The 12895-nt window shown below is 48.2% G+C and carries 13 protein-coding genes; 3 read left to right on the top strand and 10 right to left on the bottom strand.

The features are described from left to right. Positions 1 to 389: 389 nt before the first annotated feature. The 4 genes from P5G61_RS15055 to P5G61_RS15070 form a co-directional block, all read right to left on the bottom strand. Positions 390 to 1040 carry an amino acid ABC transporter permease gene (locus P5G61_RS15055; RefSeq protein WP_301247295.1) on the bottom strand — a complete coding sequence of 217 codons (651 nt, stop codon included), beginning with the start codon at positions 1038 to 1040 and terminating at the stop codon, positions 390 to 392. A gap of 129 nt (positions 1041 to 1169) precedes the next feature. Continuing rightward, positions 1170 to 1892, bottom strand: a complete 723-nt coding sequence (locus P5G61_RS15060; protein ID WP_301247296.1) for an amino acid ABC transporter permease — start codon at positions 1890 to 1892, stop codon at positions 1170 to 1172. 103 nt (positions 1893 to 1995) lie between these two features. Continuing rightward, positions 1996 to 2829 (bottom strand): ABC transporter substrate-binding protein, encoded by an 834-nt coding sequence (locus P5G61_RS15065; protein ID WP_301247297.1) that lies wholly within the window; start codon positions 2827 to 2829, stop codon positions 1996 to 1998. Positions 2830 to 2862: 33 nt separating this feature from the next. Then, positions 2863 to 3591, bottom strand: coding sequence for an amino acid ABC transporter ATP-binding protein (locus P5G61_RS15070; RefSeq protein WP_076290684.1), 729 nt, complete (start codon positions 3589 to 3591; stop codon positions 2863 to 2865). Between the two features lie 463 nt (positions 3592 to 4054). Between P5G61_RS15070 and P5G61_RS15075 the strand changes: the two genes are divergently transcribed. Beyond that, the gene (locus P5G61_RS15075; RefSeq protein WP_301247298.1) at positions 4055 to 5668 is read left to right on the top strand and encodes a glycoside hydrolase family 28 protein; all 1614 of its coding nucleotides are present in this window, start codon (positions 4055 to 4057) and stop codon (positions 5666 to 5668) included. Positions 5669 to 5771: 103 nt separating this feature from the next. Here the strand turns inward: P5G61_RS15075 and P5G61_RS15080 are convergent, their stop codons facing one another. Beyond that, a complete protein-coding gene (locus tag P5G61_RS15080) occupies positions 5772 to 6623 on the bottom strand; it encodes a helix-turn-helix transcriptional regulator (protein WP_301247538.1) in 852 nt (283 codons plus the stop codon). Positions 6624 to 6894: 271 nt separating this feature from the next. Between P5G61_RS15080 and P5G61_RS15085 the strand changes: the two genes are divergently transcribed. Further along, positions 6895 to 7353 (top strand): cupin domain-containing protein, encoded by a 459-nt coding sequence (locus tag P5G61_RS15085; protein WP_301247299.1) that lies wholly within the window; start codon positions 6895 to 6897, stop codon positions 7351 to 7353. Positions 7354 to 7441: 88 nt separating this feature from the next. Here the strand turns inward: P5G61_RS15085 and P5G61_RS15090 are convergent, their stop codons facing one another. Beyond that, positions 7442 to 8269 carry an aldo/keto reductase gene (locus P5G61_RS15090; protein ID WP_301247300.1) on the bottom strand — a complete coding sequence of 276 codons (828 nt, stop codon included), beginning with the start codon at positions 8267 to 8269 and terminating at the stop codon, positions 7442 to 7444. 336 nt (positions 8270 to 8605) lie between these two features. Between P5G61_RS15090 and P5G61_RS15095 the strand changes: the two genes are divergently transcribed. Further along, positions 8606 to 9862, top strand: coding sequence for a DUF445 domain-containing protein (locus tag P5G61_RS15095; protein ID WP_301247301.1), 1257 nt, complete (start codon positions 8606 to 8608; stop codon positions 9860 to 9862). A gap of 87 nt (positions 9863 to 9949) precedes the next feature. Here P5G61_RS15095 and P5G61_RS15100 read toward each other — a convergent pair whose 3' ends face one another. From P5G61_RS15100 to P5G61_RS15115, 4 genes are read right to left on the bottom strand one after another with little or no spacing between them, the layout of a single operon-like run. After that, on the bottom strand, positions 9950 to 10303 hold the full coding sequence (locus tag P5G61_RS15100) for a YxeA family protein (protein ID WP_301247302.1): 354 nt from the start codon (positions 10301 to 10303) through the stop codon (positions 9950 to 9952). A 28-nt stretch (positions 10304 to 10331) separates the two neighbouring features. After that, positions 10332 to 11063 carry an ABC transporter permease gene (locus P5G61_RS15105; RefSeq protein WP_301247303.1) on the bottom strand — a complete coding sequence of 244 codons (732 nt, stop codon included), beginning with the start codon at positions 11061 to 11063 and terminating at the stop codon, positions 10332 to 10334. 12 nt (positions 11064 to 11075) lie between these two features. Continuing rightward, entirely contained in the window at positions 11076 to 11825 is a 750-nt protein-coding gene (locus P5G61_RS15110; protein ID WP_301247304.1) for an ABC transporter permease, read from the bottom strand. Then, complete coding sequence (locus tag P5G61_RS15115; protein ID WP_301247305.1) at positions 11825 to 12742, bottom strand: ABC transporter ATP-binding protein; 918 nt, start codon at positions 12740 to 12742, stop codon at positions 11825 to 11827. Before P5G61_RS15115 ends, P5G61_RS15110 begins: the two co-directional genes overlap by 1 nt. Between the last annotated feature and the right edge of the window lie 153 nt (positions 12743 to 12895).

Consider the following 12895-nt stretch of genomic DNA (forward strand, 5'->3'; position numbering starts at 1 on the left):
CTGAGACGTCTAATTTGGGGATATAAGCTGAAATAAAAAATGTAACGAATCTCAGTGAAACTATTTTACTCAAAACACTGAAATAGCGGGTAAAAGCAGGGGTACTTGGAGGAATAGAGCGTCTACGATTCGTTAGAGTAGAAACTGTCTCAAAAATGACTAAATAAGCTTCCCCCAGTTCGTTAGAAATGGGTGGGAAGTTCTTGAATTTATGAGCATAACTGTAGGCCCCCAAAAAAACTCCCAAACCACTGCATAATGTGGATTGGGAGTCTTTGGGGCACTTTTATTCTTTTCATCCATTTGATTATTACCTTCATATCTAATCAATCATACGGCCTCGGTTACTTCATGTTTCATATTCTTTCAGGCCTTATTTCTTCCAGGTGTCAAGACATTCGTGCTTCAAGCCGCCGTGCCACAATGGACAGCGTGTAGTTGATGACAAAGTACAATACGGCTGCGAGCAGCAGGGCAGGGATGACGTAATCGAAGCTCTGACCTCCGAGGATCTGCACATTGTGCATCAGCTCCGGCAGGGAGATGATGATCGCCAGTGACGTATCCTTCAACAAGGAGATGAACTGGCTCACCATTGGTGGCGACATGCGCCGTAATGCCTGGGGCATGATGATGCCGCCGAGTGTCTGCATATAGCTCAGACCGGAGGAGCGGGCTGCTTCAACTTGACCGCGTTCAATCGATTTGAGGCCGCTGCGGACAATCTCTGCGATCATGGCACCTTCGAACAGACTCAGTCCAACGACGGTGGACCAGAAGACGGACATTTTGATCCCCAGCTGGGGCAGTACGATATGAATGAAGAAAATGATCAGCAGCAGCGGCAGGTTCCGGATCGTATCCACGATGACAGCCACAATCTGTGACAGGACGGGAATTCGGGTGTATCGAACGGTACCCAGCACCGTGCCGAGCACAAAGCTGAATACAATCGACAACCCTGCCACTTGCAGGGTGATCAGGAATCCGTGCAGCAGGAAACGAAGGTTGGGCCAGGCATAGGCCCCGCTAAAGTCCATAATTCATCAGCCTCCTTCTGTGTGCGGACAGGAAATGTAGAAGATTGGAAACATCGGTTGAATAGCATATTAGAGTAGAGATGCACCTTGAACGGGTGTGCTGAACACAGAGAGAATATAGCTCGAATGTTACATGGTGACCTGACCCGTTGGTTTGGTCTTTTTCGGTTTGCCTTTGGTGCGGCTGGCGTCAGCATCACTTTGTCCGAACCTTCGCTCCATATAGTGAACCAGGAAGCTGAGCGGTAAGGTCAACACCAGGTAGAACAGGGCAACAATGGTGTAAACGCTCAGCGGCAGGAACGTATCCGAGTTGATCAGATCGGCAAAATACATCAGATCCATACCAGCTACGACCGCAAGAATGGATGAGTTTTTGACCAGGTTGATAAACTGATTGCCAATGGACGGCAATACAATCTTGATTGCTTGCGGCAAAATGACCAGGTTCATGGCCTGTACGTAGGACAGACCCGAAGATCTTGCGGCTTCCAGCTGCCCGCGGGGCACCGTCTGAATGCCCGCTCGGATCGCTTCGGCAATGAAAGCGGCCGTATAGATTGTCAGGCCGAGTGTACCAGAGATGAATCCATCCAGGGAAATGCCCAGTGCAGGCAATCCAAGATAAAAGAAAAACACGACGAGCAGCAAAGGGATGTTACGGATAAACTCCACAAAAGCCGTGCCGATCCAGTTGAGCGGCTTGATAGGCGAGATTCGAAAGATGGCCATCATTGCCCCAAGAATAAAGCTGCCAATCAAGGCCATAATGCTGACCTGGATGGTATTGAGGAAACCTTCCAGGAATCGATCTGAGTGTTTGATCAGTATACTGAAGTCCAATTTGCCCATGTAGGCGAAGCCTCCGTTCTCCAGATGTAGAAACGGCGATTGCGTCCTGCGCATGCAGCGCATATCACAGGCGAAGCCGCCGCTAAACCATCAGTAATCGAGGTTACTCGGGCTTGCTGCCCAGCCATTTCTCGTGCAACGTATCATATTCGCCGCTGTCCTTCATGCTTTTGAGCAGGCTGTTTACTTCTTCCACGAAGGCGGAGTCGCCTTTGCGAATCGCCATGCCGTAAGGCTCGCTCGTGAAATTGCCACCAACCAGCTTGTAGTTGTTATCCGTCTGCTGCATGCCGATCAGGATGATATTATCGGTCGTCAGTGCCTCGCCCTTACCCGCTTTGAGGGCTGTGAAGGCATCTTGGTAATTGTCGTATTCAAGCACCTCGGCATCAGGGGCTTTCTCCCGAATATTTTGCGCAGAAGTCGAGCCTTTAACAGCAAGCACCTTCACACCGCCGAGACTTTCCAGACCGGTAATCGCGCTGTCATTTTTCACCAGCAGAGACTGCCCTGCTTCAAAATAAACATCGCTGAAATCCACTTGTTCTTTGCGTTCATCCGTAATCGTCATCGTGGCAATGATGATATCAATGTCACCATTTTGCAGCATCGGAATGCGCGTTTTGGATGTCACTTCTTTCAGTTCCAGCTTGGTTTCGTCCCCAAGAATCTGTTTGGCGAGTGCTTTGGCGATATCAATATCGAAGCCTTCGACTTCGCCGCTTGCCGGGTCTTTCAGACCGAACAATTTCGTATCGTATTTCACGCCGGCAATGAGCTTGCCACGCTCTTTAATCTGTTCAATCGTGCCTTTGGCTTCGGCATTTCCACCAGAACCACCGCTACTGCTGCTTTCCTCTCCAGTACTACAACCGGACAATACCAGGGACAGAATCAATACAAGCATAAACGACGGCCACTTCAATATGTTCTTCATTGGTTTAAAGACCCCTCTCAAAATGGATTATTCTCAGTGGTGAATCAGACGACTCAGGAATTGCTTGGCCCGTTCTTCTCTCGGGTTGTCGAAAAATTCAGCGGCGGAGGCTTCTTCCACAATCCGGCCTTCATCCATAAAGATGACCCGGTCTGCAACCTCGCGGGCAAATCCCATCTCATGTGTTACGACGACCATCGTCATCCCGTTATGGGCAAGAGATCGCATGACATCCAGAACTTCCCCGATCATTTCGGGGTCCAGCGCAGAGGTGGGTTCGTCAAAAAGCATGATTTTGGGCTCCATGGCGAGACCTCTTGCAATGGCTACACGCTGCTGTTGTCCACCGGACAACTGGGAAGGATAACTGTCTGCTTTGTCGGCAATGCCTACCCGGGTCAAATACTTCATTGCTGTAGAGGCTGCCTGTGCTTTGGGTTGTTTTCGCACCTTCATGGGTGCAAGGGTAATGTTATCGATGACTTTTTTGTGAGGATAGAGATTGAAATGTTGAAATACCATGCCGATGTCACGACGGAAGAGGTTGATGTCCACCTTTTTCTGATGTAAAGGGACACCACTGACGACAAGTTCACCTTCGGTAATCGTCTCCAGGCGGTTGATGCAGCGCAGCAAGGTGCTTTTGCCTGAGCCGGAAGGGCCGATAATGACAACGACCTCTCCTTCTTCAATGTGAAGATGAATATCCTTGAGGACATGAAAATGACCAAAATGCTTCTGGACACCCCTAAATTCAATCAAGAGCACACCCCATCCTTTCTGCAACGTCTGTTTGAAAAGGGATATTAAGGAATAAATTGAAACTAGTTATTTAATCATACATACTCATCCTGCTAAAGGCAATTGGTTTGTTATAAAACATGACATAAGTAATAGGTTTTATAGGGCTATAGCCAGTGATTATGTTATATATTTGTCATATTAACAAACGCTTTATGGCGAATTCTGACTGAAAAATGAATCGATTCTCCTAGTTGTTTTACAACCATTGGAATAGATGTATAGAGTATACTGGAAGAGATGTTTACTTTATGACTCTGATCATAAAAACAAATAACATCAAATTCTGAATTGCACATGGCAAAAAAGATCAACCTTACGCTCTAAGTCATTGATATGATGGAGCGAGAAAACGCTTACCAGTAAGTAGTACAATATTAAAGACAGTCCGATCCAATTATAGGTAGAGAGGATGTTATGAACGATGAATACATATTACTCCCCACTTGGTACAGGAGAAGGTATTGAATCTGATATGAAGGCTTACGAAGTGAGTTTACCTGTCATCCCTGCACGAGATTTTCAGATTGCGGATTATGGAGCGATAGGGGATGGCTTGACGGATAATACCGAGCCGTTTCGATTGGCTATAGCAGCTTGTGCAGAAGCGGGCGGTGGTCGAATTGTCATTCCAGCGGGTATTTGGCTAACGGGTCCCATTGTTCTCCGTAGTCGGATTGAGCTTCATGTTCAGGCGGGTGCTCTGGTTACGTTCAGCCGCAATTTTGATCAATATCCCCTGATTGCGTCCAGCTTCGAAGGTTGGCAGGCGGTGCGGTGTCAGTCGCCCATTGATGGTGAACAACTGGAGGATATTGCGATCACGGGTGAGGGGATTTGGGATGGTGGTGGTGAAGCCTGGCGTCCGGTGAAACGATCCAAAATGACTGCATCGCAGTGGAATCGACTGGTTTCTTCAGGCGGTGTGGTGGAGCATGCTGACGAAGAGGAAGCCATTTGGTGGCCCTCGACTTCTGCCCTTGAAGGTGGTGCGATTGCGAATCGTCTGCATCTGGAGCAGGTGGCTGATGTGGCTGCTTATGAGGAAGTCAGAGACTTTTTGCGTCCCAACATGGTCAGCTTGCGCCAGTGTAAGCGGGTGTTATTGGACGGCCCAACGTTCCAGAATTCACCGGCATGGAATCTGCATCCTTGGGCGTCCGAGCATGTCACGATTCGTAACGTGAGTGTGCGGAATCCATGGTTTTCCCAGAATGGGGATGGGCTGGACATCGAATCTTGCCGTCATGTCATTGTGGAACAGAGTGTATTCGATGTGGGGGATGATGCGATCTGCCTGAAATCCGGCAAAGACGCAGAGGGTCGTGAACTCGGTCTGCCTTCGGAATATATTACGATTCGGGATTGCACCGTGTATCATGGTCATGGCGGTTTTGTTATCGGCAGTGAGATGTCCGGTGGCGTGCGGCATGTACGGGTCTCGGATTGTACGTTTATCGGAACGGATATTGGGCTTCGTTTCAAAAGCGCACGTGGGCGCGGCGGGGTGGTTGAAGATATTCAGGTGGAGCGCATCTATATGAAAGATATCATCATGGAAGCTATCTCGTTTTCCTTCTTCTATGCCAATCAGGAAGGTTCCGCTCGCGGCAGCGACTTGACCCAGGAGGTCAGTGAGGAGACTCCCGTGTTCCGGAATATTCGAATCTCGGATGTAGTCTGTGCAGGGGCAGAAACAGCGTTGTTGGTTAGTGGACTGCCGGAAGTGCCTTTGGACGGTCTGGTGATTGAAGGGTACAAAGTAAGTGCACGAAAAGGGGTGCAGTGCGCTCATGCGAAGCATCTGCGAATCGTAGCAATGAACGCGCAAATTACCGAAGGACCGTTGATTCATTTGCATCAGTGTAAGGGTGCGGAGCTGGAAGCGATTGAGGGCGTGGGCGCAGATGGTCGACTTCTGATGGTTACGGGGCATGAATCGGCAGGAATCGTATGCCGTGAAAGTGATGCCGATACAGAGGGGCGTCAGATCTCCGTTGGTCCTGAAGTAAGAAGTGGTGTAATGATCCGCAGGTAAAAAGGGTTCAGCTTAGCATTTCACCGCGGGCATCTCCTGGCGCGCGGTGTCGTGATAGGTTGTCATATGTCAGTCGACCGGATTCGCCAATCGCTTGGATGATCTATCGATGTTCTTTGCGATAGCGAAGCGGCGTAGTCCCGGTGACCTGTTTAAACGTTTTATTAAAATGGGCTGTATGCTCAAATCCAACCTTCTCCGCTATCATTTGCACCCGCTCCTGAGTGGACAGTAAACGTCTCTGTGCCTCCCGAACCCGTGTAACACGCAAATATTCGCTGAAGCGAAATCCGGTAAAACGGCTGAACATCCGGCTCAAATAGGATGGACTGATGTAAAATCGCGCTGCGGCCTCTTCCAATGTAAGGGGCTCAGTATAATGATTGTTCACGTAAGTGACGATCTCGCTGATTTTATCCTGCATGGGATGAAGCGGAACCGGAGAGGACTGCCGAGTATTCTCTTCAACCCGGTGGATGAGAATCAGGATTTGGGCAAGCAGGCTTCTCACCATGATTTCGTAATGGGGCCTGCGCTCCTTGCATTCTTGCAGCATCTGCCATAGCATTCGTTCAATTTCGGCTTGTTCCGCATCAGTGAAGTGCAGCAACCTTGAACGATCAAAGGGAAGCAGACCACATATTCCAAACTCCATCCCGGTGGCAAAAGAAGGAGAGAATCCAATCAGAATTCGTTCAAAGCCGGGAATATTTCCTTTGGACGTTGTATGTTCATCATGCGGATTGATCAGAATCAAATCACCTTTGCGGGCGGTAAGAAGCTGACCATTCATGGAATAGACTCGTTCTCCATCAAGCAGATAATACAATTCGTAAAAAGGATGAGCGTGAGGCTGAGGCATGGCGTTTCCGTCGTGTCTGCTCATGTGTTCAATGGTGAATGAACTCTCACCAATTCGATACTTGGGTCCAATCCGATCCTCTATAACACTCATAACCCGTCTCCCCTCTGCGCCAGCTGATCTACGGTTAATATCCATATCATAACGGAAAATCCAGTTTGTTGTAAACGCTCTCAATTGAATGAGGATACGGCCAGACGAAATGGATAGGGTGCTGGTTGTGATAGCTGGTGGGATGATTTTCGGCAAGCTTCTATATGCGGTAAAGGTGACAAAAGTCTATTCATGTTTTACAGTAGGGGTAGTGAGGCTAAACTCTGGATAGGAGGGTCTCCAATTCAATTTGGAAGGAAGGAAACATGATATGACGACACATGAATTATCGCCATTGGTCGCTGCTCTGAATATGCAGCCACACGTTGAAGGCGGTTGGTATAAGGAAGAATGGAAGGCATCGTATCAAATCCCGCAATCTGTTTTGCCGGATACATACTCAGGCCCTCGCTTCTCGGCAAGTTCGACGTACTTCCTGCTGCACTCGCATGAAATCTCGGCATGGCATACCGTTTTGTCTGATGAGCTCTGGTTGTGGCATAGCGGCAGTCCAATTGAATTGAAATTGGGCGGCAACGGGGAAAACCCGGGAAATGAAGAAGTGCTCGTGCTGGGTATGGATATTGCCGCCGGGCAATCACCGCAGGTGCTCGTTCCTGCCGGAGTATGGCAAACAGCGCGTCCCCTGGGTGATGAGCCTGTGCTGGTAACGTGTGTTGTAGCGCCAGGTTTCCATTTTGATGATTTCAAACTGGTTTCCAAGGGCTAATATAACCATGAATGAACAAGCAAAATCCCGATCAGATGCGTGTGCATCCGAATCGGGATTTTTTGATGTGTTCTAACCTGATTGCATATTAAAAGTTAAAGTTGTCCGGATCGGAACCAAATCGCTTGTTCTCGTTCAGTTGATTAATGCTTTCGATTTCTTCCGTGGTCAACTCGAAATCATACAAGTCCGCATTATCACGAATGCGCTGTGGTGTAACGGATTTAGGTATGGTCACGATGCCATTTTGCAGATCCCAACGCAGAATGACCTGTGCCGGTGACTTGCTGTACTTGGCAGCGATGTCCTGAAGAAGTGGATGCTCCAGCAGATGTCCCTGACCCAGTGGAGACCAGGCTTCAATCTGGATCTGATGTTTGCTGCAATACTCCCGAAGCTCCGTTTGAATCAACAGTGGATGCAGTTCCACCTGATTCACAGCCGGTTTGATGGTCGCATCGGTCATCAGGTCCTCCAGATGGTGGATCTGGAAGTTACTCACCCCAATAGCGCGGATGCGTCCTTCCTTATGCAGCTTCTCCAGCGCTCTCCAGGTATCCTTGTACTTGCCTTTGACAGGCCAGTGGATCAGATAGAGGTCCAGATATTCCAGTTCGAGTCGTTCCATACTTGCTTCAAAAGCGGCCAGTGTGGATTCGTACCCTTGGTCCCCGTTCCACACTTTGGTGGTAATGAACAGATCCTCGCGGGCGATTCCGGATTCACGAATACCCTGAGCCACACCCGTTTCGTTGTTATACGCTTTCGCTGTATCGATACTGCGATAACCTGCCTGAATGGCCGTTTTGACGGCTTCCACCACTTCTTCTCCGTCTTTAACTTTGAATACGCCAAAACCCAGCCAAGGCATTTTGACTCCGTTGTAAAGTGTCGTTGTGTCCTGCACGTTTTTCATGGTCCGAAATTCCTCCTCTGATTCATTCATTATTTCCTTATGTAATTACCCTGCTGATCGCCAGCCAATCTTAAATGAAAGACCGTCTGTATTGATTATACTAAAACCTTTTTGGTAATGGAAAAGAATACGACCATTTCGATAGGGAAAACCCCTCTTTTATCCTTTTTCGCCAGTCAGAGGTTTGGTTTTGACGCGTACGGGTGATAAGATGAAGTATACGAAATATGGAAACAGAAGCTTTCCTATTGAAGAGCACACCTAAAGAACAGAGGAGCACGGGAAAGCAGGGTGTCATTGAACCCGTGTGATTAAAGATAAAGGAGTAACAATACAATGGCTAAACCTAAACAAACCAAAAAAGCAGCAGCCTGGTCTCTCGTCGTTATGGGGGCGGGGTTTGCCGCGTCGTTGCCTTTTCAGGGCGGTGTTGTAGGCAAACTGCTGGTAGGCTCATTTGAAGCGGGCTTGGTAGGTGGACTTGCGGACTGGTTCGCTGTAACCGCGTTGTTCCGTCATCCACTAGGTATTCCGATTCCCCATACGGCATTGCTGCCCAAAAATCGGGACAAATTGACGGAAGGCCTCGTTTCCGCAGTGGAAAATAACTTGTTGAACAAGGATAGTATTACCGAGAAAATTGCGGGTTTCAAAGCGGCAGAAATCGTTCTGGATACCATGACACGGGAACTTCACAACGATGGAGTCAAAACCATGATCGACACACTCTGCAAACGTATCCTTGCAGGCCTGCCGTTGGAGCAGATCGCTCCACTGGTTGCGGGTGAGATCAAATCACAGGCGGGTGCCTTCGACCTGGGTCCGATTCTGGAACGGGCTTCGATTCAGATGAGTGAGCGTGGATATGATGCCAAAGCGCTGGACTACGGTCTGAAGCAGGCAGAAGAGTGGCTGGTGAAACCGGAGACCATTATGTTTTTGGGCGAAAGCGGTCTGAAGGCGATCAGCGGAATCCAGATGAACGGATTAATGCAATTTGCGATGAATGCATTCATGGGTTATCTGAACGAGGAGCGTATGGGCAGCATTTTGCAAGGGTATCTGTTTGACCGGGTAGAGGACATGAAGCGGGAAGGCAGCGCCCTTCGTTACAAAGTGCTTGATCTGATGCGAACCCAGGTGGTCCGGCTGGCGATGAGTGAGAGTATGCAGGATGGAGTCAACGGATGGAAGAACAACATGCTGGATGGATGGAACGCAGAGGAAACTGTGCTGAACAAGCTGGTCGAGCTGAGGGAGAAGGCGCTGGCTGCGATGGAAGATGGACAGTATGTGGATACGTATGCGCTGCCTGCCATTGAACGGGTATTGTCTGATCTGCGCTCCGATGAAGCATTGTTAGCAGGCTTGAATGCCAAGATTGTGGAAGGCGTAACAACGCTGTTGGAGAAAAACCATTCCAAAATCGGTAACCTCGTGCGGGAAAATGTGGACAAAATGGATAATGCCTCATTGATCTCGTTGATCGAGGACAAGGTAGGGCAGGATCTGCAATGGATTCGGATTAACGGAGCCGTTACCGGGTTTGTTATCGGGATTGCACTGACCGCACTGCGGATGGTGTTGGAATAACATACAAAGAGCCGCCCTTAATTAATTGGGGCAGGCTCTTTTTGATCTATTGATGGAAAAAATAAGACAGTTGTATAATGCCCGTTTCTATTTGGAAGTCAGTTGCTTTGCTTGCCCGGGCAGATCATCTGCTGCAACCTCTTCCCAGTGGGTTACTCCGCGCAGTGTGGATACATATAATTTCAGATAGGCGCCATTTTTGAGTAGCTTGCTGGTAGAGAAGCTCAGTGTTTTAGTTTTTCCTTCATCTGTATAGCCGACAAGTTCATAGGCATATCTGCCGTTGTCATCTTTGTCGACAGTGGATTGATTCACAATGGTATAGTAGGTTGTTTTGCCGGAAGGGTTGTCGGGCGTCAGCTTGGCTGGGTCCATGAAAAAGAGCCACAGGCAAGTCAGAATAATAAGTACCAATGCAAGAATCGCAAGTGCTTTTTTCATAAGTTGTACTCCTTTGATAACAGTAAATTTAGGACGATGCGATGTCTTTGTATTTCAGGCGGCGGATGGACCAGGTAGCAAACAGAAGGATGAAGAGACTGTTCATCAATAGAAAGATGATATTTTCCAAAGGGGTCAGTCCCTTTTGACTAAGTACGCCCATGCCTATGGTTAGCAGGGAATAGGGGAATAACATGCCGATTTTCAGTACATACATGCCTAGTCCCATAAAGACTGCACAAAGACTGATACCAATTGGTGTAGCGAAGCTTCGTATGCGTATCGATAGACCCAGTTGCAATGCGGCAATGGAGATGGAGGCGAACCAGCCTCGTAGGCTCCACACCACTGTTTCCATCGGGAATGAGCCCGGTATAGAGAACAGTTGGCCTGCCGCCCAGTACATAAGCATGAAGAAGGCTTGGGCCGAGAAGATCAGTATCCCGACAATAACCAGCTTGGCGACAAAGAGGCTAGTTACTGATAAAGGGGAAGCCAGAATCATGTTCCAGTTGCGATTACTGTGTTCGAGGCGGCATACAAAGGCGCAACAGATGGCTATCAGGATTGGCAGAAAAAATTCACCGTAGAATAAACTAACCTGTGTCCACAAGCTGTACCACCCATTTTGAAGAGCTGCTTGGTTGAAATAAAAATTAAAGCATCCGATCAGTAGGCTGATGATGGGCAAAATAGCCAGTACCAGGCTGATCCTGGAATGCCGAAGTTTAAGCCATTCGGCGGAAATACTCCTCAGCATGTGGTTTCCTCCTCAAATCTCTTGTCTTGAAGCATGAATATTTCCTGCAAAATAGAAGACGGCAGCCATCAGCAGGGCCGCTATGAAAAGACCGATGGGCAGCATACCCGATACATAGGTGCCTGAAGATGCGCTGTAAATGTAAGTGACCGGATTCAGATCCATGTAGTAAGACCAAATGAAGAGGTGACGAATACCTGCAGGGAACAACCCTGAAGTTGTTCCAATAAATCCGCCCAACATGCCCAGGCATAACGCAAAGGCCTGATTGCGGACGGTCAGAGACAACCATTCCTGGAGAGCCGTTATCGCTAGCGTAGTTAACAATGTTCCAGCAGCGAACTGTAAAAGCAGGGAGAGCGGCAGTGGTCCAGGGATATTTTTGGATAGACCAAAACCTACAATGAAGACAGCCTGTGCAAGGATACCGTACAGGATCAGGCTGTTTGCACAGATGTATTTGGCTGTATAGACGTGATTGCGTCCGGTGTTGGTCGTCATTAGCATCTTCCACGTGTTCCCCTTATGCTCCATGTCACAGATGCGGGATACAACGATAGCCGAAATGATCGGCAGAAACAAACCGTTCATGGAGGCAATGCTGAAAATCAATGCTTCCCAGCTCGCATTGGTAGCACTCCGGGAAATGGAGATGCTCATGGACATGGAGGCCCAGATCATTTCTGCGGCAAGAAATAGGGTTAGCATGACCCAAATCTTTTTGCGGCGGATTTTGAAATACTCCAAAGATAAAGCTTTCATTACAGGCTCCGCTCCTTTCCCGTCAGATCGAGGAAAATATCCTCCAGACTTTTTTTGTGTTCCTCAATACGGATCACAGGGATATCGTGTTCTACAAGCACTTTGTTCATTCGCGAGACTTCCTCGTCGTGAAGATAGTCGAACACCAGCTGTTTTCCTTGGATTTTAGGCATATAGCCTTGGGTCAAAAGGATTTTCTCTGCCCGTGCCGGGTTAGTGGTCTGAAACCGAATGGTGGCCTTGTTGTTGGCCTGAAGACTCTGCATTGTTCCCTGAAACAACAGTTTTCCATCACTGATAATACCCACTGAAGTGGCAATCTGTTCGATCTCTGACAACAGATGGCTGGAGAGCAGGACTGTTATGCCATATTGACCTGGAAGGGATTTTATCAATTCACGGATTTCACCGATACCAGCAGGATCTAGTCCGTTTGTAGGCTCATCCAGAATCAGCAGGCTGGGGAAGGCGAGCAGGGCCATGGCAATACCGAGTCGTTGCTTCATGCCCAAAGAATACTGATCAGCCTGCTTGTGCTTTTGATTTTCGAGTCGAACAATTTTGAGGGCCTCGTCAATATTTTTATTTGGTACATTTCGCAGTCGCTGCATAACTTTCATATTCTCGAGTCCAGTCAAGTGCCCGTAATAGGACGGGGATTCGATCAATGACCCAGTCTGGTTAAGAATGGACGGACGATGTTTATTCAGATCTTTACCGAACACCTTTACAGTGCCTTCAGAGGGTTTGATTAAACCCAACAGCATTTTTAATGTGGTTGTTTTGCCTGCTCCGTTAGGGCCCAGAAACCCAAAGATTTGCCCCGTTTCAACAGCAAGATTAACCTGGTGTACGCGGTTAGTACCGCCATATGATTTGGACAGGTTATGAGTTTCCACGATGGGGGAAGTGTTCATTATTGATCTCAACTCCATTTCACTAGTGTCTCTGTTGCTCTAAATATAGTTCAGGCTTCTTGCTCGTGGCTGAAGATAACCTTACATTTACCTTAAATGAAAATGGAAAATATCGGGTGAATGCCTTTATCATGTATAATGAAAAGGGTGATA

Origin of the sequence: Paenibacillus vandeheii, from assembly GCF_030433635.1 — a bacterium.
Taxonomy (GTDB): domain Bacteria; phylum Bacillota; class Bacilli; order Paenibacillales; family Paenibacillaceae; genus Paenibacillus; species Paenibacillus vandeheii.

Excerpts from the sequence above, each read along its gene's own strand:
- P5G61_RS15060 (WP_301247296.1), bottom strand. The coding sequence starts at position 1,892 with ATGGGCAAATTGGACTTCAGTATACTGATCAAACACTCAGATCGATTC.
- P5G61_RS15100 (WP_301247302.1), bottom strand. The coding sequence starts at position 10,303 with ATGAAAAAAGCACTTGCGATTCTTGCATTGGTACTTATTATTCTGACT.
- P5G61_RS15105 (WP_301247303.1), bottom strand. The coding sequence starts at position 11,063 with ATGCTGAGGAGTATTTCCGCCGAATGGCTTAAACTTCGGCATTCCAGG.
- P5G61_RS15085 (WP_301247299.1), top strand. The coding sequence starts at position 6,895 with ATGACGACACATGAATTATCGCCATTGGTCGCTGCTCTGAATATGCAG.
- P5G61_RS15095 (WP_301247301.1), top strand. The coding sequence starts at position 8,606 with ATGGCTAAACCTAAACAAACCAAAAAAGCAGCAGCCTGGTCTCTCGTC.
- P5G61_RS15075 (WP_301247298.1), top strand. The coding sequence starts at position 4,055 with ATGAATACATATTACTCCCCACTTGGTACAGGAGAAGGTATTGAATCT.
- P5G61_RS15110 (WP_301247304.1), bottom strand. The coding sequence starts at position 11,825 with ATGAAAGCTTTATCTTTGGAGTATTTCAAAATCCGCCGCAAAAAGATT.
- P5G61_RS15090 (WP_301247300.1), bottom strand. The coding sequence starts at position 8,269 with ATGAAAAACGTGCAGGACACAACGACACTTTACAACGGAGTCAAAATG.
- P5G61_RS15055 (WP_301247295.1), bottom strand. The coding sequence starts at position 1,040 with ATGGACTTTAGCGGGGCCTATGCCTGGCCCAACCTTCGTTTCCTGCTG.
- P5G61_RS15080 (WP_301247538.1), bottom strand. The coding sequence starts at position 6,623 with ATGAGTGTTATAGAGGATCGGATTGGACCCAAGTATCGAATTGGTGAG.
- P5G61_RS15115 (WP_301247305.1), bottom strand. The coding sequence starts at position 12,742 with ATGAACACTTCCCCCATCGTGGAAACTCATAACCTGTCCAAATCATAT.
- P5G61_RS15065 (WP_301247297.1), bottom strand. The coding sequence starts at position 2,829 with ATGAAGAACATATTGAAGTGGCCGTCGTTTATGCTTGTATTGATTCTG.